The sequence below is a fragment of the endosymbiont of Ridgeia piscesae genome (assembly GCF_001443665.1).
Taxonomy (GTDB): domain Bacteria; phylum Pseudomonadota; class Gammaproteobacteria; order Chromatiales; family Chromatiaceae; genus Endoriftia; species Endoriftia persephonae.
This window is the reverse complement of record NZ_KQ557124.1, coordinates 86,529-106,960: the sequence shown is the minus strand read 5'-3', so window position 1 is coordinate 106,960 and position 20,432 is coordinate 86,529. Positions and strand designations below refer to the sequence as shown.

Annotated in this window: 18 protein-coding genes; 9 read left to right on the top strand and 9 right to left on the bottom strand. The window is 58.9% G+C overall.

Annotated features, from left to right (window positions below; genetic code table 11):
• Nucleotides 1-155: 155 nt before the first annotated feature.
• Nucleotides 156-401, top strand: coding sequence for a hypothetical protein (locus tag Ga0074115_RS06895; RefSeq protein ID WP_157292693.1), 246 nt, complete (start codon nt 156-158; stop codon nt 399-401).
• A gap of 79 nt (nt 402-480) precedes the next feature.
• Here the strand turns inward: Ga0074115_RS06895 and Ga0074115_RS06890 are convergent, their stop codons facing one another.
• The 8 genes from Ga0074115_RS06890 to Ga0074115_RS06855 form a co-directional block, all read right to left on the bottom strand.
• Complete coding sequence (locus tag Ga0074115_RS06890; protein ID WP_057955852.1) at nt 481-1,542, bottom strand: polysaccharide deacetylase family protein; 1,062 nt, start codon at nt 1,540-1,542, stop codon at nt 481-483.
• A 169-nt stretch (nt 1,543-1,711) separates the two neighbouring features.
• Nucleotides 1,712-3,418, bottom strand: coding sequence for a BatD family protein (locus Ga0074115_RS06885; protein WP_157292691.1), 1,707 nt, complete (start codon nt 3,416-3,418; stop codon nt 1,712-1,714).
• An 81-nt stretch (nt 3,419-3,499) separates the two neighbouring features.
• Nucleotides 3,500-4,891, bottom strand: a complete 1,392-nt coding sequence (locus Ga0074115_RS06880) for a tetratricopeptide repeat protein (RefSeq protein WP_057955854.1) — start codon at nt 4,889-4,891, stop codon at nt 3,500-3,502.
• The gene (locus tag Ga0074115_RS06875; protein ID WP_057955855.1) at nt 4,888-5,916 is read right to left on the bottom strand and encodes a vWA domain-containing protein; all 1,029 of its coding nucleotides are present in this window, start codon (nt 5,914-5,916) and stop codon (nt 4,888-4,890) included. The genes Ga0074115_RS06880 and Ga0074115_RS06875 overlap by 4 nt, the downstream gene beginning before the upstream one ends.
• Nucleotides 5,909-6,955, bottom strand: coding sequence for a VWA domain-containing protein (locus Ga0074115_RS06870; RefSeq protein WP_060528354.1), 1,047 nt, complete (start codon nt 6,953-6,955; stop codon nt 5,909-5,911). Before Ga0074115_RS06870 ends, Ga0074115_RS06875 begins: the two co-directional genes overlap by 8 nt.
• Nucleotides 6,948-7,430 carry a DUF4381 domain-containing protein gene (locus Ga0074115_RS06865; protein ID WP_057955856.1) on the bottom strand — a complete coding sequence of 161 codons (483 nt, stop codon included), beginning with the start codon at nt 7,428-7,430 and terminating at the stop codon, nt 6,948-6,950. Before Ga0074115_RS06865 ends, Ga0074115_RS06870 begins: the two co-directional genes overlap by 8 nt.
• A gap of 12 nt (nt 7,431-7,442) precedes the next feature.
• A complete protein-coding gene (locus Ga0074115_RS06860; RefSeq protein WP_057955857.1) occupies nt 7,443-8,351 on the bottom strand; it encodes a DUF58 domain-containing protein in 909 nt (302 codons plus the stop codon).
• A 13-nt stretch (nt 8,352-8,364) separates the two neighbouring features.
• On the bottom strand, nt 8,365-9,321 hold the full coding sequence (locus Ga0074115_RS06855) for an AAA family ATPase (RefSeq protein WP_057955858.1): 957 nt from the start codon (nt 9,319-9,321) through the stop codon (nt 8,365-8,367).
• 680 nt (nt 9,322-10,001) lie between these two features.
• Between Ga0074115_RS06855 and typA the strand changes: the two genes are divergently transcribed.
• On the top strand, nt 10,002-11,816 hold the full coding sequence (typA, locus tag Ga0074115_RS06850; protein ID WP_057955872.1) for a translational GTPase TypA: 1,815 nt from the start codon (nt 10,002-10,004) through the stop codon (nt 11,814-11,816).
• Nucleotides 11,817-11,832: 16 nt separating this feature from the next.
• Here the strand turns inward: typA and Ga0074115_RS06845 are convergent, their stop codons facing one another.
• Complete coding sequence (locus Ga0074115_RS06845) at nt 11,833-13,050, bottom strand: methyl-accepting chemotaxis protein (RefSeq protein ID WP_232432957.1); 1,218 nt, start codon at nt 13,048-13,050, stop codon at nt 11,833-11,835.
• A gap of 363 nt (nt 13,051-13,413) precedes the next feature.
• Between Ga0074115_RS06845 and pip the strand changes: the two genes are divergently transcribed.
• The 7 genes from pip to hisH all read left to right on the top strand — a co-directional run bounded on the left by pip (nt 13,414) and on the right by hisH (nt 20,432).
• Nucleotides 13,414-14,364, top strand: a complete 951-nt coding sequence (pip, locus tag Ga0074115_RS06840; protein WP_057955860.1) for a prolyl aminopeptidase — start codon at nt 13,414-13,416, stop codon at nt 14,362-14,364.
• Nucleotides 14,361-14,798, top strand: coding sequence for a D-aminoacyl-tRNA deacylase (gene dtd / locus Ga0074115_RS06835; protein ID WP_057955861.1), 438 nt, complete (start codon nt 14,361-14,363; stop codon nt 14,796-14,798). The genes pip and dtd overlap by 4 nt, the downstream gene beginning before the upstream one ends.
• 92 nt (nt 14,799-14,890) lie before the next feature.
• Complete coding sequence (locus tag Ga0074115_RS06830) at nt 14,891-15,841, top strand: MBL fold metallo-hydrolase (RefSeq protein ID WP_060528353.1); 951 nt, start codon at nt 14,891-14,893, stop codon at nt 15,839-15,841.
• Nucleotides 15,842-15,923: 82 nt separating this feature from the next.
• On the top strand, nt 15,924-16,502 hold the full coding sequence (gene rbr, locus Ga0074115_RS06825; protein WP_006475597.1) for a rubrerythrin: 579 nt from the start codon (nt 15,924-15,926) through the stop codon (nt 16,500-16,502).
• Between the two features lie 357 nt (nt 16,503-16,859).
• A complete protein-coding gene (locus tag Ga0074115_RS06820; protein WP_233519280.1) occupies nt 16,860-18,977 on the top strand; it encodes a methyl-accepting chemotaxis protein in 2,118 nt (705 codons plus the stop codon).
• A gap of 190 nt (nt 18,978-19,167) precedes the next feature.
• Nucleotides 19,168-19,758, top strand: coding sequence for an imidazoleglycerol-phosphate dehydratase HisB (hisB, locus tag Ga0074115_RS06815; RefSeq protein ID WP_057955863.1), 591 nt, complete (start codon nt 19,168-19,170; stop codon nt 19,756-19,758).
• Nucleotides 19,759-19,790: 32 nt separating this feature from the next.
• On the top strand, nt 19,791-20,432 hold the full coding sequence (gene hisH / locus Ga0074115_RS06810) for an imidazole glycerol phosphate synthase subunit HisH (protein ID WP_057955864.1): 642 nt from the start codon (nt 19,791-19,793) through the stop codon (nt 20,430-20,432).

The window sequence follows — 20,432 nt, the reverse complement described above, 5'->3', positions numbered from 1 at the left end:
TTCGCTGATTAAGAGTTTCTTCCGCATGTCAGATACAAAGTATATTTTGGCAAGTTCAAAAATAGACTGCCAATACTTTCGGAACGATTAATAGAGCTGAGAAACATCAGAAGGTATTTGCAAAAGAGATTGCGCGGGTGGGGAAGAGATATTTTGTGCAAACCCCTTATCTGCATTTCGTGCTGGAGGCGCACTCCTGGTTGCCGCTGGTACACTATTTCTCTCACGTGACCCGTTATCGCCTCTCTAAATGGACCAAGCGTTTCTGGGTTAAGCAGTGGTCGGCTGATTTCATGGCGTATAGCAAGCGGCGCTTCAAGGCTCACTTCCCGACCGCGACAGGGCTTCTCGATGAAAAAGTCGCGGGAATGACCAAGTCGATCATTGCCTATAAAAAATAGTTGCCATCGGGCTTTGTTGTTTCTCTGCGCTGCGACTGTTCAAGCGCGTATAACGGGGGTGTCTGCGCCGGGAGGCTATCTAATCCGCCGCCTTGCCACGCAGACGCTGCTTGAGGGCTGACAGGGCGTAGATCAGGCCGCTGGTATGGGCCAGGGTGTTGAGTGGCGAACCGCTGTTGGGAAAGGGGTAGCGCTTCAGGATGAGTGGATTGTCGCCAACCCGGTTGGTACCAAAATCGGAGGTGACTGCGCTGCGGTAACCGCTTTCCGCCAGCAGCTCCACCGCTTGTTTATCCCAGCTCCCCGCCGGGTAACAGAAATGGTCACAGGGCTTGCCGGTATGCTGTTCGATGGCTGCTTTTGAGTTCACCAGCTGATCCCGGACCCGCTCCTTGCGGTCGTTTCCGATTAGCACATGATCGACGGTATGGCTGCCAAACAGCAGATCGGGAGCCTGGCTGGCCTGGGCAATCTCTTCCCAACTCATCAAGGCCGCCCAGCGATCGTTATCGATCACCTGGTCGATACTATCGTCCGCCTCGGCTTCCAGCTTGCTGGCAAGAGCATAGAGTTCATGCTGCATCGCCTCATCGCTCTCGCTGTGTTGCTTGAAACCCATGATGATTCGGCGATAGGAGTTGAGCAGTGCCCCGCGGCTGCTGGCATCGATCTTGACGGACTGCCCGCCAATCTGGATCTCCCGCCCCTCTACATCGGCCTTCTGCAGGATATAGTCGAGCCGGTCGATCCAGTAGACCTTCTGCTGATCGATGTGGGCGGTGGCTGGGTAGAAGAGGCCGGGAATGCCATGCTTGCGCAGCAGCGGCAGAGCATCGGTCAGGTTGTTGCGGTAGCCGTCATCGAAGGTCAGGACACAGCTGTTGGGCTTGAGGGGTTTTTCCCCCTTCAGCATGGCGATCGCATCATCCATTGAAATGAAGTTGAAGTAGCGCTTCATCAGCGCAAGTGCCGCGTCCATATCGCGCACCGATGCCTGCGGGCGCAGTGGTTGCCAAGCGTCAGCCGGGTCGGCGTCGCGGGTGCCGTGGATCATCAGGATCGTGATCTGGCTGCGTCGCAGCAGCGCCCAGATACGGAAGATACCCAGCAGTAGAAACAGTTTTAGCAGGCGTTGTTTCATGGAAGTGTGTGGATTAATCCTTTAAAAATAGATGGTTGAGTCCATCGTGAAGACTCGACAAAGTCCCGCATTATCAGAGCAGTAGGGCGGCGAGTCCAGATTCCAATGCCCCCAGGCAGTGCTGGCAAGCCCTTTGTGATAGCCGGATTGCCAAGACGATCGCAAAAACTCAGACGGTAGACTCAGGGTTGAGAGCCGGCAGCGCTGGCTTGCGCTGGCTAGCTGTGTGCCGCTGGCGGAAACGAAACAGCCGGGGGCGGATCTCCTGTTTGAAGGCGCGTTTCCACTGCTGGAAGTCAAGATTGCTGTGGCCATAGATCGACTGGTCCAGCTGATGGATCAGGCGGCGCACCTGCTCGGGGTTCGAGTGGGGCTGAAACTCGATAATGCGCTCGGCGATATTGGCGAAGGGCGCGCGCGGTGGCAGTTGCATATGTTTGTTGGCGAGGAAGCGCAGCGTGTGTCCCCATACGTCCGGACTGTTCTCCTGATCGACGCAGCGCACACAGAACCAGAAGCGCAGCGACAGGGGTAGTATCCCGATCAGACGGCGGCGCAGCCGCTGCCAGCGCAGGATCGGGTTGAGGCAGGCGGTGGTGGAGCGAAACTGCTCACCCAGCGGGGCGAACGCCGGCACCATCCCTTTGAAGGGACGTTTAAGTGCGCTGGAGAAAGGGGAGGCAGGCAGGGCAGGCTGCGCCTTTCGCTTGCGGTTGGCGATCCAGACCGCCAGCCAATAGCCAAAGATCACCCCCAGGACTATGCCCAATGGAATCCAGAAGGCGGCGGGAGAGCCGGCAGGGAACAGGGTGCTTGGTTCGGTGAAGTCAAAGGCCCCCTCACCGCGAAGCCCGCCGGAGACGGAGATCGGTGTTAACGGCACAGAGGCATATTGCGCGCTGCCAGTCTTGATGTTCCACCAGGCGACACGTAGCGGCGGCAGGGTCAGTTCCCCGCCATACTGCGGTACCAGGGTGAAGGATTCGGTGCGGGAGCCGATGATCTTGTCGCTTTTTTTCAGCAGCTTGGTCTCGCTGCGGTTTTGCTCTCGGTAGATCCGAAACGCAGGGCTCTGCAGCTGCTTTTCCAGGCTCGGCAGTTGACTCCCGGAGCTGCCAACGGCGCGCATCTCAATGGTGAGGCGCAGTGGCTGGCCGGCGGCAGCGCGTAGATTGGGCGGCAGTTTTGCCTTGAGTGAGAGTGTCTCCAGTGGCAGCCAGGGGGTACTGGAGGGGGCCGAAGGCTTGACCTGGAGGGTCAGGGGCTGCGCACTTTTGACGTTGAACTCCTGCTTGCCAGAACGTCCATCGAAGGTGCCGGTGACGCCGATCGGGGGGATCTCCAATATCCCCTCGCGCAAGGGTGTGAGTTGATAGATGAACTTGTTGACGATGCGCTGCTTGCCGCCCTGTTTGATGGCGCTGGTGGTGGGGCCTTCGAGTTTCTGGAACAGCAGGCTGTCGGATTGGGGCAGCTGTGGGACAGCGGTTTTTAGGTTGCTGTCGCTGATCAGTTGCAGGTGCAGCAGCAGGTTCTCCTGGACGAAGGGAGATTGGTTGGAGAGACGCAGCTTCAGCTTGGGGGGCTTGGGGGTGGGGTTGTAATACGGGGTTTGAGTGTAAGGAGACTGGTTATAGGGCTGGGCATAGCCGCCGGGCCAGGCCTGGGGATAGCCGTAGCCCTGCGGATAGGCGCGCTGGGATGGGCTTTGTGAGGGGGTGCCTGTGCTGCGCTGGTCGGGTGGCGCATAGTTCCACTGCCCCGGTGGGGCCTGCCAGGGCATATAGCCGGGATAACCGCTGTTGGCGGCGGAAGCCCCGCTGCTGTTGATTACAAGCAGCGCTGCGACAACGCCTAGGTGTCGTGTCAGTTTCACCATCCTCTCACCTTTGTGTTCGCCCCTCATCTGGTGTGGGGGCTCACTACGTCAGCAGCCATGCCGGCGGCGGCAGTGGGGTTACCAGGGTCGGGTTTCCAGATCCCGACCGCTGCGGCTGCGCAGATAGTCGTACTCTTCGATCTTAAACTGTTTTTTCAATAGCAGCGCCGGGTCGCCCTCGACCTGTTCCAGCCACTGCTCCATCAACGCCATGCCACCGCTTAGCGGGGCCTGCCCCTCGGCACCGCCAGCGCCGCTCTGTTGTGCGTCCTGATCGGGGCCAGCGAGCTGACCCATCTGGTCCACCTGATCCACCGCCTCCGGTGTGTTCAGATCTTCTGGCAGCCTGTCGGAATCTTCCGGCTTTTCGCCGGTGGTGGCTGAACCTTCGGGCCGCTGCTTGTCTGGAGGCTGCTGTGGGTCGCCGGCGCGGTTCTGCGAATCCTGCTGTGGCTCCTTGCCTTGACCTCGCTGTTGCTGCTGGTTCGGCTGCCTACCTTTTTCGTCGGCCTCTTCCGCTGGTTTTTCTGACTCGCCTGGTTGTTGCTGCTGGTCCTGCTCCTCACCGCCTTCGCTTTCATCCCGAAACTCTTCCTGCTGGGGCTCGGCCTGGTCTTTCGGCTCGTCGCCGTCCTCAGCACTCCCCTGTTGCGACTCCTGCGACTGCTTGCCAGCGGATTCCTCCTGCTGTTGCTCATCGCCGCTCTGGCTATCCTGTTGCTGCTCAGAGTTGGCGTCGCCCTGTTGCTGCTGATTCTGCTGCTCACCGGATTGCTGTTCGCTGTCGGACTGACTGCCTTCGCCTTGTTGCTCCTGTTGCTGCTTGCCGGATTGGGGCTCCTGCTGTTGTTCTGATTCTGAGTCTCCGGACTGCTGCTGTTCTGAATCCTGCTCCCCGGACTGCTGTTGCTCCGACTCCTGCTCGCCAGACTCCTGTTGCTCGGACTCCTCCTCTCCCTGTTGAGACTCCTGCTGCTCAGACTGATCGTCCTTTTGTTGTTCTTCAGACTGCTGTTGTTGCGACTCTTCTTGTTTTTGTTGCTCCTGCTCTTCCGGTTTCTCCTCCTCTTTTTCCTTCTCCTGCTTCTTTTGCAGGGCGCGGGCCAGGGCGAGGTTGTAGGAGGCGTCCTCGTGATCGGGCTGCTGGCTCAGCACCTCCTGATAGGCCTGGATGGCGCCCTCCAGGTTGCCCTGCTGGAGGCGGGCGTTGCCGAGGTTGTATTCGGCATCGAGCTTGACCGACTCACGCTCGACCTGGGCGAATTCACTCTCGGCGCTGGCGTAGTCGCCGCTGCGGTATTTGGCCACGCCACGCCGATAGGGGTCCTGAAACTTCTCAGCCGCGGTCTCATAGTGGCCTTGGTGGTAGTCGGCTTCGGCCTCCTGCTCCTGATTCTGAAACCAGCCGGCCTGTAGGGGTAGAGCGATCAGTGAAACCAGCAGGAAAGAGGGGTGAAGCCACTTCATCATGCGGATTCACCCTGAGGTGCGCTGCGGCGGAAAGCGGGCAGTAACAGCAGCAGCAGCGGCAGCAGCATCCAGTAGAAACGTTCGTTCCAGATGCGTGCCTTCTCGTTGGTGGCGGTTGCCTCGCCACTCTCGGCAGCCGCAGCCTTGAGGACTGCGCGGCTGTCGGCGTCGCGGAAATCGGCCTGGCGATAGATCCCCTTGCCCTGCTGTGCCAGCTGTTTCAGCAGCGCCTCATTGAGACGGGAGTCGATGATCTTGCCGTTGCGATCGCGCATCAGGTCACCCCTGTTGGAGGGGGCGGGCACCGGTCCACCGCCTTGTGTGCCGATGCCGAGCACGTGCAGGCGGATGCCCTTCTGCGCCAGTTTGGCGACGGCCTCCAGCAGGCCAGGTTCAACAAGGTCGCCATCGCTGATCAGCAGGATCGAGCGGCCGTTCTCCTCCTCTCCTCCGCTGAGTAGCTGCTCGGCACGCTGCAACGCGGCCTTCAGCCGGCTGCCCTGCAGCCGCGCCAGGCCGGTAGAGATCGCCGGCAGGGCGTTGAGGATACTGTTGCTGTCCTCGGTGACAGGGGAGATTACATGGGCCACAGAGGCAAACGCGATCAGGCCGATGCGTACCTCGCGGTTGAGTTCAAGCAGATCCTGCATCTCTTGGCGGGCCCGCCCCAGTCGTGAGGGCTGTACATCGGCCACCTCCATAGAGCGGGAGATATCCATCAGCACCACCAGCTCGCTGCCGGGGCTGAAGGCCTTGATCTCTGTGTAGTCCCAGCGCGGGCCAGCCATTGCCAGTACTGCCAGCACCCAGAGGATCGCCCAGCGGATGTAGCGTCCCCAACGTTCGTTGACCTCCAGCTCACGCACCCCGGTGAGGTGTGGCAGCAGCTGTTCATCTGCGTAGCGGTGGATTGCTCCCTTGTTTGGGTGGCTGACACTGAAGATCAGCCAGCCAAGCACCGGCAGCAGACCGAGCAGGGCCCACAGCCATTCGGGGCGGGAAAAATGGAAGCCGAGCTCAGGCATAGCCACCTCCGCGCAACTGGCGACGGCGGCCTTCGGGGAACAGGCCGAGGCTTAGTAGCAACAGCAGGGCTGCCCCCAGAGGCCAGTGGAACAGCGGTTGAGGGATGAAGATGGTGCGCGACTCCGCCTCGCTCTTCTCCAGTTCGTCGATGCGCTGGTAGACCTTCTCCAGGGCGGCGGTGTCGGTGGCGCGGAAGTAGGCGCCGCCAGTGGTCTCGGCGATCTGTTGCAAGGTCTCTTCGTCAATGGCCAGTCCTGTGGCGATCTCATAGGTGCGCAGGTCGGGACTAAGCAGGCGGACGCGGTTTTTGGTGCTTCCGACCCCAATGGTGTAGATGCGGATGCCCTCCTGTTTGGCAAGCTGCGCCGCCTTGAGGGGCGGGATGGTGCCAGTCTCGTTCTTGCCGTCGGTGACGAGGATCAGCACCCGTGAACCTTCCGGACGTTCCCGCAGTTTTTTGATGCCCAGGCCGATCCCGTCGCCAATTGCAGTGCCGCCTCCCGCCAAGGTGGGGACGATGCCGTCGAGCAGCTGATGAATCGCATTGCGGTCGAAGGTCAATGGGGAGAGAACATAGGAGGTGTCGCCAAATATGATGAGCCCGATACGGTCACCGACGCGGCCATCGACGAATTTGCCCATGATCCCCTTGAGCACAGACAACCGGCTCACTTCCCGGCCGTGGACGGAAAAATCCTCTGCGGTCATGGAACGAGAGGTGTCGACCGCCAGCATCAGGTCGTAACCGGCGGTACGGTTCTCGGTATAGGGTTCGAGCCACTGCGGGCGCATCAGCGCCAGTACCAGCGTCAGCCATAACAGCCACAGCAGGATCTGATGCAGTCGAGTGGCGAGCGGCAGGCGTGGCGAGCGGGTCTGGAAGGCCTCCTGCAGATGTGCGAGAGAGGGGTGCAGCAGGGTGGTCTGCTGGCCTTCGGTTAAGGCATTCTCTTCGTTGGCGGGCTTCAACCAGAAGCGCCGCACTGCCAGCGGCAGCAACAGCAGCAGTGCCATCCAGGGCCAGGCGAATTCAAACACGGCATGCCTCCTCGCTGCTGAGCCAGCGCAGCGCGGCGTCGATCAGGCGGCGGATGGCGTCCTGATCGACGCTTTTGCCCGGTGGGGCGTAGGGCAGGTGCAGCAACAGTGCGCCCTGACCGGGCCAGTCGAAGCCGGAGGGGTCATTCTGCTGGAGCCACAATAGCCAGCGCTGGCCGCTGAGGGCGGCGGTATTTTTGCGGCCGCAGCGGGTGATGGCGATGCGTCGCAGCAGCTCTGAGAGTTCTGCCGCCACCTCTTTGCCGGTGTGGCTGTGCAGCTTGCGACGCAGCTGTAGCAGCTGGCGGCGGGCATCCCTCTGCCAACGCCCGAGTGGGTAGAGGCGGCGTTGGTGCCACCACCACCAGCTCAGCAGCCCGGCCAGCAGCAGGCCGAGCAGCAGCAGCCACCAGCCGGGGCCGGGTGGCCACCAGGGAGCTGGATCGATGCTGTGGATGTCGCGCAGGCCCTCCATAGAATTAACCTGCTAGCGGCCGAAGTGGCGCGCGAGATCCCGGCTCAGGGTCTGGTGGATCTCTTCGTTGGTGGCAATCGGCATCAGCGGGATGCCGAGACGTTGGGTCAGGCCAGTGAGGCTGTCGCGGCGCTGCTGCCAGATTCGGCGATAGTTCTCGCGGGCGGTCGGGTTGGCAGTGTCGACCTCGAGGGTCTCACCATCGGCGCTGGTGAAGGTGACCCGGCCCATCTTTGGGATCTCGCGGTCGGCGGGGTCATCCACCGGGATCAGCACCAGGGTGTGGTGCTGGCAGAGCCGCCCAAGGGTCTGTTCTAGGGCGCTGATCTCGCGGTTCATGTCGGCGATGACGAAGATCAGCGAGCCGGTGGCGGTGCCCTTGTCGGCTCGCTGCAGGGCCCGCGCCAGGCAGTCGATGGGACGCTGCTGCTGGCTCCCTTCGGTGGTCAGGGAATGCAGCAGGCGCCACAGGGCGCGGCGATCTTTGGTGGGGCGGAAGTACTGCATGCCGCCGCCGGCGTCGCCGAACAACATGCCGCCGACCCGGTCGTTGAGTCGTGCCGCGGCCCAGCCGAGCAGGGCGGCGGCGCGCGCCGCCTGCACTGATTTGAAGGTGCCGCGGGTACCGAAGCTCATATGCGGACCCTTGTCGATGCAGAGCACCACGCTGCGTTCGCGCTCTTCGCGGAATACCTTCAGATGGGGTGTGTTGGTGCGCGCGGTGACGTTCCACTCCATATTGCGGATGTCGTCGCCCTCGCGATATTCGCGCACCTCTTCGAAGTCGAGACCGGTGCCGCGAAACACCGAGGCGTAGAGCCCGCTGAAGCTGGAGTTGACCCGATGGTGCGAGGCCAGTCCCAAGGTATGGGCCTGGTGGCGCAGCTCCAGCAGGTCGTTGAGTTGTGGGTAGAGACTCACGGCGCAGACCCGATCAGGGAATGGCGACCATGTCCAGCAGGCGCGCCAGGAAGTCGTCGGTGGTGATGCCCTCCGCCTCCGCCTCGAAGGTGAGGAGGATGCGGTGGCGCAGAATCGCCGGGGCGACCGCCTGGATGTGGTGCGGCGCGACAAACTCTTCGCCGTCGAGCCAGGCGCGTGCGCGGGCGCAGCGGGCCAGCGCGATACTGGCGCGGGGTGAGGCGCCAAAACGGCACCAGCGTGCCAGATCCTTGTCATAGGCCTCGGGTTTACGGCTCGCCTGCACCAGATCGACGATGTAGTGGTTGAGCTTGGGGTCGAGATAGAGCTCTGCTACCTCGCGGCGGATCTGGAAAAGGTCGTGCTGCGAAAGCTGTTTGGCTGGCGGTTTGGGCTCGCTCTTCTGCTGGTCGCTGTCAAGGGTGAGGATCTGCAGTTCTTCCTCGCGGTTCGGATAGCTGACGGTGGCCTGCATCAGGAAACGGTCGAGCTGAGCCTCGGGCAGGTGGTAGGTGCCCTCCTGCTCCACCGGGTTCTGGGTCGCCAACACTATGAACAACTGGGGCAGCTGATAGGTCTTCTGGCCGACTGTGATCTGGTGCTCTGCCATTGCCTCCAGCAGTGCTGACTGCACCTTGGCTGGGGCGCGGTTGATCTCATCGCCGAGCAGGATGTTGTGGAAGATCGGGCCGCGGCGGAACTCGAACTCGCCCTTTTCATGGCGGTAGATGTCGGTGCCGATCAGATCCGACGGGAGCAGATCCGGGGTGAACTGGATGCGGTGGAAGTCGCCTTCTATCGCCTCCGCCAGGGCCTTCACCGCAGTGGTCTTAGCCAGGCCAGGCATGCCCTCCACTAATAGATGGCCATCGCTCAGCAGGCAGATCAGCATGCTATCGATGAAGTCTTGCTGGCCGATGACTCGGGAGGAGAGATGTTCGCGCAGGGGATCGAGATCTGAAGGGTTCATACTACTGCTTGCCACTTGCCCATCCGCTGCTTGTGGCGAATGGGTCGTTATCGTTGGTCGTGATTCGGTCCGGGGCCTATCCTGGGGACTTTGGGGCCGGAGTGCAAGGAGTAGAAGTGTAGCAAACTATTTGATTATTAGAATAATTTAATGTGCTGTGTGGCTTCCTGGGCAAGGATGTGTCTGGATGCGGGGTCTCGATTTGGTTCGGGGCGCGTTTATCGAATAGCTGGGCATAGAATCCCAAATTATCAAGGAGGCTGGCCCATTAGCATGCTGATTGGGAAGTTAAAGTCTTTTCTCTGCTGCCTTATTCACATTGCGCCTACTTCTGGCTGGTGATAGTGAAAAACTGGCACGATTCATCTGGAGGAAATAATGAGAGATTGTAAGTCTTTGAAAAGTATGTATTTTTAAAAATAGTATAGATTTTTGTCAATCTGACGGAAAGTCAGTGTTTATACAGCCTGCAGCGCTTTGTCATGAGATTTTCAACAGAGTTATCCACAGAAGTTGTGAATAAATAGGAACTCTTTCCATTGCGTAGGGTTCACGCATTTTTTGCAATCTTTTTGTTATCAGGATGTTGCAAGCGATTGACCTCCAAAGAAAAACAAAAAAAGATCGGCATTGTGGAAAAGGCAGGTATAATTGACGGTTTTTGCAAGCGGACCGCTCCAGTGATCAATAAGCTTAGAAATATCGCCATCATTGCCCATGTAGACCATGGTAAGACCACCCTGGTGGACGAACTGCTGAAGCAGTCCGGGACCCTGGGGGAGCGCTTCGGCGCGGTGGAGCGGGTGATGGACTCGAATGACCAGGAGAAGGAGCGGGGCATCACCATCCTCTCCAAGAACACCGCGATCAACTGGAACGGCTACCGCATCAACATCGTCGACACTCCCGGCCACGCCGACTTCGGCGGCGAGGTGGAGCGGGTGTTGTCGATGGTCGATTCGGTGCTGCTGCTGGTGGACGCCCAGGAGGGCCCCATGCCGCAGACCCGCTTCGTCACCCAGAAGGCCTTCGACCACGGTCTGCGGCCGATCCTGGTGGTGAACAAGATCGACAAGCCCGGCGCCCGGCCCGAGTGGGTCATCGACCAGGTGTTCGAGCTCTTTGACCGCCTTGGCGCTAGCGATGAGCAGCTCGATTTCCCCATCGTCTATGCTTCCGCCATCAACGGTTATGCCGGTCTGGAGGATGCGGTGCGGGAGGGGGATATGACCTCGTTGTTCGAGGCGATTATCGAACACTGTCCGGTGCCCGATGTGGATCCGAACGGCCCTCTTCAGATGCAGATCTCTAACCTCGACTACAACAGCTACGTTGGCGCCATCGCCGTAGGCCGTATCACCCGGGGCACCATCCGGCCCAACCAGCAGGTGGTGGTAGTCAAATATGACGGCGAAGTGCACAAGGCCAAGGTCGGAATCGTTTACGGCTACCTGGGGTTGGAGCGCCACGAGGTGAAGGAGGCCAGTGCTGGCGACATCATCGCCATTACCGGCATGGAGGCGCCCAATGTTTCCGATACCCTGTGTGATCCCGAGAATGTGGAGGCGCTGCCTGCCCTGAGCGTGGACGAGCCCACCGTCTCCATGACCTTCCAGGTCAACGCCTCCCCCTTTGCCGGCAAGGAGGGTAAGTATCTCACCTCCCGTCAGCTCAAGGAGCGCCTGGAGCGGGAGCTGATCCACAACGTTGCGCTGCGCGTGGAAGAGGGCACTGACCCGGAGAAGTTCAAGGTCTCCGGGCGGGGTGAACTGCATCTGTCGGTGCTGCTGGAGAACATGCGTCGGGAGGGCTTCGAGCTGGCGGTTTCCCGCCCCGAAGTCATCTTTCGTGAGATCGACGGTGAGGTTTGTGAGCCTTACGAGCAGCTGACAGTTGATGTGGAGGAGCAGCACCAGGGTGCGATCATGGAGGCCCTGGGTGCCCGCAAAGGCGAACTGAAGGATATGGTGCCGGACGGCAAGGGTCGGGTGCGACTCGACTATGTCATTCCCTCCCGGGGGCTGATTGGTTTCCAGACCGAATTTATGACCGGCACCTCCGGCACTGGCCTGATGTACCACGTCTTCGATCACTACGGTGAGGCTCAGCACGGTGGCATCGCCCCGCGCAAAAACGGCGTGCTGATCTCCAACGGTCAGGGCAAGGTGCTGGGGTTTGCGCTGTTCAATCTTCAGGAGCGGGGCAAGATGTTTGCCTCACCGGGGGATCAGGTCTATGAGGGACAGATCGTTGGCATCCACTCCCGGGACAACGATCTGGTGGTCAACCCGCTGAAGGGCAAGCAGCTGACCAATGTTCGCGCCTCTGGCAAGGACGATGCCATCATGCTGACACCGCCGCTGAAATTCAGCCTGGAGCAGGCGCTGGAATTTATCGAGGATGATGAGTTGGTGGAGCTCACACCCAGCGCGGTCCGCATCCGCAAGAAGCACCTCAAGGAGCATGAGCGCAAACGCGCCTCACGGGAGGGGTGACAGGGCGCGGTTCCAGTCAGAACAGATCGACGTTGCCACTGCCCATGTTGTCGGCCTGCACGGATTTGCGCCCCAGCGATTGAAATCCATTGCGGATGAGGTTCAGCAGGTTGGAGAGCTCCTCCAAGGGAGGGTCCCCCTGCTGATGATTGAGCAGGATGGTGCTGATCTGTTGGGAGACATCATTGATCTGCCCCAGCCGTTGATGGGCATGTTCCAGGATCTGACGGCTCATATCATCTACCTGCAATGAGGTGATGCCGTCCGCCACCTGCTGTCGGGTCTGTTGGGTGATCTTCGCCAGTTGATCCTGATGGGCCTGCACACTGCTGTTGATCTGCTCCATCTCGAACCACATCTGGCTCAGCTTCTCCCGGGACTGCTCGATCACGCTGATGTCGGTTGCCGCCGACTGCTCGACGATGGATCGGATGCTGTGGATGGCATTTTGCATCTCCGTGAGCAGTTCCCGGATCTGGGTGTTGAAGTCGGTGGTGCGCTGTGACAGCAGGCGGACCTCATCGGCGACCACTGCAAAGCCACGCCCGGCGTCTCCGGCGCGTGCGGCCTCAATCGCTGCGTTGAGGGCCAGCAGATTGGTTTGGGCGCTGATGTCGTCCACGTCCTTCAGTAGGCTGACAGCATTATCAGCGTCCTGGTTGATGTTGCTGAAGCGATCGACAATGGTCAGATTGGCTTCTGTGATGTTTTTGATGGTGGTGGCAAAGTTGCCAACGATGTGCTCAGTTTCATGTGCAAACCGCTCCACACTGGCAAACTGATCCTGCTTGCCGCTCTCCTCTACCTCTTTGGTCAGAACGTCAATCAAGCCAGCCAGGGTCTGCTCGCTGCGGCTGCTTTCATCATGGATGGTGGTGAAGTTATTGGAGAGGCGGGTGATAGCATCGCTGACCAGATTGATTACGTGGTCGAGATCGTGATGGACTTGGTGAAACTGCCCGTTGAGCTCCTGCATCGCCTGATCAAATAGTGACTGGTAGTCATCGGTCTGGCGCGTATGGCAGGTTAGCTGCTGAGCTGCCTCTTGGTCCTCTCTGTGGTGGAGAATTGCACTGACCAGCACACTGATCAGTGCCGTCACCTCCAGTGTGATGTGAATCCATGTGCTCTCGATGATGAAAGGAACGATGATGGCGACTGTTAATAGAGCTGAAGCAGCCCAGCAGAGTAGGCTTTTGATCTTCTTCTGGGAAGGCTCTGATTGTTGTTCCACAGTCGTCACCTTTTGCAGGATGCCATGATACCTTATTGAGTACGATTTTCTGATTTAGTCCTATCTATCGGATCGGTGAGGGATTTCTTTAGGGAGTCTCTGAATGAATCATGGAGGATGGGGCGAGAAATAAAAAACCCCGACAGCAATCCATGCTATCGGGGTATGGTCGCCTGCTTTGGTTGGCAAAGGTCTCTAATCCGTTACAGCATCCGGTGCTGTTTTGTCCTTCCTTGGGGTCCGTGATGGCGACATCTTTAGGTTAAGTCAGGGCCATCTGTTCGGATGTGGGTGGGATCTTCTTTGCTTGTAGGAAAATTCCGATAGAATCCCCTCCTTTGCTATCTGACCTGGAAGAGATGCATGACGGACCTGTTTCCTGAAATCGCCCCCTATACCAGCCATCAGTTGCCGGTTGATGATCTGCATACCCTTTACATAGAAGAGGTGGGTAACCCACAGGGGATGTCGGCTCTGTTTCTGCATGGGGGGCCAGGCGCTGGCTGCGAGTCTTACCATCGGCGCTTTTTCAATCCGAACCGCTATCGGATCATCCTGTTCGATCAGCGCGGATGCGGTCGTTCCACGCCGCATGCGGAGTTACAGGCCAACACCATTGACGATCTGATCGAAGACATCGAGCAGATTCGTAACCATCTCGGAATTGAACGGTGGCTGCTGTTTGGTGGCTCCTGGGGATCGACCCTGGCGCTGGCCTACGCTGAACGGCATCCGCAGCGGGTCAGTGCGATGATATTGCGTGGCGTATTCCTCTGTCGTGAGGAGGAGATCCAGTGGTTCTATCAGCAGGGGGCGAGCCGGATTTTTCCGGACTATTGGCAAGACTATCTGGCGCCAATTCCGCAGGAGGAGCGTGGCGATCTGCTCAATGCCTACCATCGACGTCTCACCGGCAGTGACGATATCGCCAGGATGGCCGCTGCCAAAGCCTGGTCGGTTTGGGAGGGCCGTACCGCCAGCTTGTTGCCCAACGACGCGGTGGTCGATTTCTTCTCCAGTCCGCGTAATGCTCTGAGCATTGCCCGCATTGAGTGCCACTACTTTGTCCACCAGGCGTTTCTGCGCCCCAACCAACTGTTGGAAGAGGTGGGCAGGCTGAAGGATATTCCCGGCATCATCGTGCATGGCCGCTATGATCTGATCTGTCCGCTCAGCTCTGCCTGGGAGCTGCATCGGGCCTGGCCGGGTAGCGAGCTGCAGGTGGTTGCAGATGTCGGACACTCCGCCACCGAGCCAGGCATTCGCCAGGCGCTGGTGGAGGCCACCGAACGGTTTGCCGGGGAGCTGGCATGATCGGACTGTTACAGCGGGTGAGCTATGGGCGGGTCAGCGTGGCGCAGCAGTTGATCGGTGAGATTGGTCGGGGACTGGTGGTGCTGGTCGGTGTGCAGCAGGGTGACGACTTGGCTCTGGCTGAGCGCTTGCTGGAACGGCTGTTGGGTTACCGGGTCTTTCCCGACGAGTCCGGACGGATGAACCTCAGCCTGCGCGATGTTGAAGGCGGCCTGTTGCTGGTGCCCCAGTTCACCCTGGCTGCGGATACCCGCAAGGGGATGCGTGCCGGTTTCTCCAGTGCAGCATCTCCGGAAGAGGGGCGGCGGCTGTTTGACTATCTGGTTGAACGGGCGGATGCAGAATACGCCCAGGTTGTCTGCGGTCGGTTTGGTGCTGACATGCAGGTGGAACTGCTGAATGATGGGCCGGTGACTTTCTGGCTTGAGAGCTGATGACGTACCAGCCCGGGATCTGATATATCCTGTTCCGAGGTGCTGTTGGGCCTCATTGATACTATAACGACTATGTTTTTTTGGAGGATGGTATGAGACAGATGTTGAGGTTGTTGCTGGCATTTTTTGTTGTCGGCCCGGTGCTGGCGGAAGGACGTGGCCCGGCGGTGCGCGACTATCCTGCGGTGAAGGTGGCAGATGGCGCCTATGTGATCCATGGTCCATTGGGACACCCGTCGGTGGAGAATCAGGGGTTCATGAATAATCCCGGCTTTATCGTTGGCAAGGATGGTGTGGTCGTCATCGACCCAGGCTCCGGCGTGCAGAGCGGTGAGATGGTGATGCGGCAGATCCGCAAGGTCACCGATCTGCCGGTGGTGGCGCTGATCGACACTCATGTCCACGGCGACCATTGGCTCGCCAACCATGCCTTTCACCAGATCAATCCGAAGATTCCGACCTACGGTCATCCGAAGATGATCGAGAAGGTTGAGCAGGGTGAGGGGGATAGCTGGATTGCGCTACTCAAGCGACTCACTGAAGGCGCCACCGATGGCACCGGAATCTACGCTCCCAACCTAGCGGTAAGACATGGCGATGAGGTGGAACTGGCCGGGATCAAGTTTCAGTTCCTCTATGGCGAGAAGGCCCACAGTGACACTGACCTGATGGTCTTCATCCCGGAGAAGTCGCTAATGTTTCTCGGCGACAACGTGATGAACAATCGTTTCGGCCGGATGGATAACGGCACCTTCAAGGGTAATATCGCCGCCATCGAGATGGCGATGGCAAGCGGCGCCACGGTGTTTGTGCCGGGTCATGGGCCCACTGGGAATATCGCGGTGCCGCAGGCCTTCCAACGCTATCTCTCCATTTTGCGTGAGGAGGTGGCGAAATACCTTGATGAGGGGCTGAGTGACTTCGAGATGAAACCCAAGGTGGTTGAGGCCCTGGCGGAATTCAAGGATTGGGTTGATTTCAACGCAGAGGTGGGGCGTCACATCAGCGTGGCGTATCTGGAGGTTGAGGCGGAGATGTTCTGAAGGCTGTGTTACGCCCTGTCCCTCGAACGTAGCTGTTTTCTGGCTGATGCCAATTAAGGTCCCTGGCGAAAGGAGAATATTGATGAGCCGTAGCATTAAAGGTACGCAGACCGAGAAAAATCTTTTGATCGCCTTTGCCGGTGAGTCCCAGGCGCGTAACCGCTATACCTACTTTGCCGGGGTGGCGCGTAAAGAGGGCTTGGTGCAGATCTCCCATATCTTTGAGGAGACTGCGAATCAGGAGAAGGAGCACGCCAAGCGCTTTTTTAAGTTCCTCGAAGGTGGCGAGGTGGAGGTCACCGAGACCTTTCCTGCGGGCGGGATTGGCACTACCCTGGAGAATCTGCGAGCTGCGGCGGCAGGTGAAGAGCACGAATGGACCAGCATGTACCCCGAGTTTGCCCGGGTTGCCCGGGAAGAGGGGTTTGAGCAGGTGGCGATGGCCTTTGAGGCGATTTCGATCGCGGAAAAGCAGCATGGCAAACGCTACACGGATCTGGCGGACAACCTCGAGGCAGGACGTGTCTTCAAACGCAACGGCAAGGTGGTCTGGCGCTGCCGCAACTGCGGTTATCTGCATGAGGCAGAGGCAGCGCCGGATCTCTGTCCCGCATGTCTCCATCCTCAAGCCCATTTCGAGCTGCTGGGAGAGAACTGGTAGGTCGTCTGCCTGCAGTCCGGAGGGCTTGAGCGGTGTCTTTCTGGCGGGGGGGGCGACAAGCAATGGAAGCCCCCCAACTGACTCAAGCCGAATGGGTGGCGTTCTGCTGAGCTGCTGCTAATCGTTCCTATTGTTGCCATCCCTGGATTTTCCGGGAGCGTGGCAGTCATTCCACCATGCATTCAGCCGATGATGAACGTCATCGGCTGTGTCATTGGCCTGTTCGCCTTTCTTCGTCAGTCTAAAGTCCCTGTACCTTGTGTCGATATTGTGAAGCAGACTCATCTTTCGGGTGATTAAACCGAGTCGAGGTGCTCTTCATGGTTGGGGATACAAACAGACGTATCGAGGTGGTTGATGATGCATAAATTCCTGGATAGATTCTCCGTCGGCAAAAAAATTCTCATTATCAGCCTCTTTTTTGCACTCGCTTTGGTAGGTGTTGTTGTTTACACCGTAGCGACTCTGAATCAGCAAAAGGCAGATTCCACGGTTATCAACATCGCAGGGCGGCAACGTATGTTGACCCAGAAGTTCACCAAGGAGCTGTTCGACGATCTGGGGCGGAGCCGAAGCGGGCAGTCAGTTAGATCTACCGATAAGACAAAAAAGCTGTTTGAGGTCTCCTTGGCTGCGCTAAGGGATGGGGGCGAGACTTTCTCCGACCTGGGAATGAAAAAACCGCTGTCCTTACCCCCCAACCAGAATGAGGAGATCGAGGCAAAACTTGCTGTGGTTGCCAATCAATGGAGTGCGCTCCAAGCGGCCGCTGAAAAACTGCGTGTGCTTGAGCCGCCTTCACCCGAGTTTGAAAAAGCGTTGGCACGGGTACGGGATCTCAATATCAAGACCCTGAAGAATATGAATGCGGCTGTTGGTATGTTGGCTGCCGCTTCCGCCGGAAAAGTCAGTGCCATGATGACTGCCGAGTGGCTGATATTGATCGTTGTGCTGGCCATCGGTATCTGGTTCAGCCTGCTGGTTTCCAGGGCAATCACCCAGCCGCTTGCCCGGGTGGTGGAGGCGACCGGGAAAATCGCCAATGGTGATCTCAATATTGAGATACGGCAGTTGAAGATCGATTCCAGAGATGAAGTGGGAGCACTGGCGAACTCCTTTACCACGATGGTGAAGGTGCTGCGTGGTCTACAGCAGGAGTTGACCGGCATGACCGATGCGGCACACGCGGGGCAGTTGGACAAGCGTTGCGATACTAGGCAGTTCAAGGGGGCCTGGGCGGGGTTGCTGGATGGGGTCAACAACATCACCGAGCAGTTCAGTGGGCCGCTGATCGAGGCCTCCGGCTATCTCGACCGCATCAGCCACGGGGATATTCCAGAACCAATCGAGACGGAATACCGCGGCGACTTCAATCAGATCAAAGATAGCGTCAATCGCTGTGTCGCGGCGGTAAACGGTCTCTTAGATGAATCCGGAGAGCTAATCGCCTCGGCACAGCGGGGCCGGCTCGATGTGAGGGGTGAGACTGGTCGTTTCGAGGGGAGTTGGCAAGAGCTGATTGTGGGTCTCAATGCCATCTTTGATGCGATTGTCGAACCGGTCAAGGGTACCCGACATATGCTGCAACAGCTTGCCGAAGGTGACCTGAGTGAGACCATGTCAGGGAAGTTCGAAGGTGAATTCGGCATGCTGCAGGAGAACGTGAATTCCACCATCTTGCAGTTGCGGGAGACGGTGGGCCCGATTCAGGAGGCGGCGGATCTGATCAACACCGCATCAGATGAGATCGTCGCCGGCAATTCCAATCTCTCCGCACGCACCGAAGGCCAAGCCAGCAGTCTGGAACAGACCGCTTCCAGCATGGAGGAGTTGACCAGTACGGTAAGAAGCAATGCCGACAGTGCCCAGCAGGCGAATCAGCTCGCTGCCAGTGCACGCCAGATGGCGGAGCGGGGTGGTGATGTGGTCAGCCATGCCGTGCAGGCGATGAACGATATCAACGAATCAAGCACCCAAATCGCCGAGATCATTGGCGTGATCAATGAGATCGCCTTTCAGACCAACCTGTTGGCGCTGAATGCCTCGGTCGAGGCGGCGCGCGCCGGTGAGCAGGGCCGTGGTTTTGCCGTGGTTGCCACCGAGGTGCGTAATCTTGCCGGTCGCAGTGCAACCGCCGCCAAAGAGATTAAGGGGCTGATCGAGGATAGTGTCAATAAGGTCGAGGCAGGCTCCTCTCTGGTGAATGAGTCCGGCGAGACCCTCAAGGAGATCATGGTTGGGGTAAAGAAGGTCGGTGACATCATCGCCGAGATTGCGGCTGCCAGCCAGGAGCAGTCGCAGGGGATAGATCAGGTGAACCAGGCAGTTACCAGCATGGACGAGATGACCCAACAGAATGCGGCACTGGCAGAACAGACCGCCGCGGCTGCAGCGTCGATGAGTGAAAAGGCCGACGAGATGGAGCGTCTTATCGGTTTCTTCAGGCTGCAACCAGCAGATGAGAACGCGGCTTAAAGCAAAACAGCCTGTCAATGAACAATTTCCGGGAGTTGAGCCCCAACTCCCAGCTTTCGGCAGATAAGAACGACACCGGTTGGCCTGACTGCTGGCCGATTGGTCTTTTTTGCGGACAGCCTGTTAAAATGCGCCCTTTTCCGGGCGGGCCTTCTTGCCTGGGTGATCAACCAGCGGGAGCCCATTTCCCATGCAGCGTACAGCACAGGTCGAGCGCAATACCCTCGAGACCCAGATCAGCATCAGTCTGAATCTGGATGGTACAGGTCAATCGAGCTTTGAGACTGGCGTGCCGTTTCTCGACCACATGCTCGATCAGGTGGCCCGCCACGGCCTGATCGATCTACAGATCAAGGCCAAAGGCGATCTGCACATCGATGCCCACCACACGGTGGAGGATATCGGCATCACCCTTGGTCAGGCGCTGGCTGAGGCGGTGGGCGACAAGAAGGGCATTCGTCGCTATGGGCACGCCTATGTGCCGCTCGACGAGGCGCTCTCCCGTGTGGTAGTCGACTTCTCCGGTCGCCCCGGCCTCGAGTACCAGGTCGACTTTACCCGCGCACGCATCGGTGATTTCGATGTGGACTTGTTTCTGGAGTTTTTTCAGGGGCTGGTTAACCATGCCGGTATTACCCTGCATATCGACAATCTGCGTGGTATCAACGCTCATCATCAGGCAGAGACCGTGTTCAAGGCCCTGGGCCGGGCCCTGCGCATGGCGTTGGAGTCCGACCCGCGCATGGCAGAGACGATTCCCTCCACCAAGGGTTCGCTCTGAACCATTTTATAACTCAGACAGGCAGTTTTTGAATGGCACAAAGCATCGTTGTCATTGACTATGGCATGGGAAACCTGCGCTCGGTCGCCAAAGCGGTGGAGCATGTGGTGGGCGCGGATGATCAGGTTCTGGTCACCGACGATCCCCAGGCGATCCACGACTGTGACCGGGTGGTCTTTCCTGGTCAGGGCGCGGCGCGCGATTGCATGGCCGCCATCTCCGATCACCATCTGAATCAGGCGGTGCTGCAGGCGGCCAAGGAGAAACCATTCCTCGGTATCTGCATGGGGCAGCAGGTGCTGCTCGAACAGAGTGAAGAGAACGGTGGCACCGAGCTGCTCGGTCTGTTTGCCGGAGAGGTGCGTCACTTCCCCGGTGGTAGGGGGCCGGACGGCGAGCTGCTGAAGATTCCCCACATGGGCTGGAACCGGGTGAGTCCCAGCCGTGAGCATCCGCTCTGGTCGGGGATCGAGGCGGGTAGCCGTTTCTACTTTGTGCACAGCTACTTCGTCGACCCGGAAGAGAAGGGCCTGGTGATGGCCACCACCGATTTTGGTGTCACATTTGCCAGTGCAATCGGCCGCGACAACCTCTTCGCGGTGCAGTTTCACCCAGAGAAGAGCGCCGATGATGGCCTGCGATTGTTGACGAATTTTGTGAACTGGAAGGTATAA

Bases quoted from the DNA above. Each gene is read 5' to 3' on its own strand.
- Ga0074115_RS06880 (WP_057955854.1), bottom strand. From the start codon at position 4,891: ATGATGAAGTGGCTTCACCCCTCTTTCCTGCTGGTTTCACTGATCGCT.
- Ga0074115_RS06890 (WP_057955852.1), bottom strand. From the start codon at position 1,542: ATGAAACAACGCCTGCTAAAACTGTTTCTACTGCTGGGTATCTTCCGT.
- Ga0074115_RS06855 (WP_057955858.1), bottom strand. From the start codon at position 9,321: ATGAACCCTTCAGATCTCGATCCCCTGCGCGAACATCTCTCCTCCCGA.
- pip (WP_057955860.1), top strand. From the start codon at position 13,414: ATGACGGACCTGTTTCCTGAAATCGCCCCCTATACCAGCCATCAGTTG.
- Ga0074115_RS06865 (WP_057955856.1), bottom strand. From the start codon at position 7,430: ATGGAGGGCCTGCGCGACATCCACAGCATCGATCCAGCTCCCTGGTGG.
- rbr (WP_006475597.1), top strand. From the start codon at position 15,924: ATGAGCCGTAGCATTAAAGGTACGCAGACCGAGAAAAATCTTTTGATC.
- dtd (WP_057955861.1), top strand. From the start codon at position 14,361: ATGATCGGACTGTTACAGCGGGTGAGCTATGGGCGGGTCAGCGTGGCG.
- hisB (WP_057955863.1), top strand. From the start codon at position 19,168: ATGCAGCGTACAGCACAGGTCGAGCGCAATACCCTCGAGACCCAGATC.
- hisH (WP_057955864.1), top strand. From the start codon at position 19,791: ATGGCACAAAGCATCGTTGTCATTGACTATGGCATGGGAAACCTGCGC.
- Ga0074115_RS06830 (WP_060528353.1), top strand. From the start codon at position 14,891: ATGAGACAGATGTTGAGGTTGTTGCTGGCATTTTTTGTTGTCGGCCCG.
- Ga0074115_RS06875 (WP_057955855.1), bottom strand. From the start codon at position 5,916: ATGCCTGAGCTCGGCTTCCATTTTTCCCGCCCCGAATGGCTGTGGGCC.
- Ga0074115_RS06820 (WP_233519280.1), top strand. From the start codon at position 16,860: ATGATGCATAAATTCCTGGATAGATTCTCCGTCGGCAAAAAAATTCTC.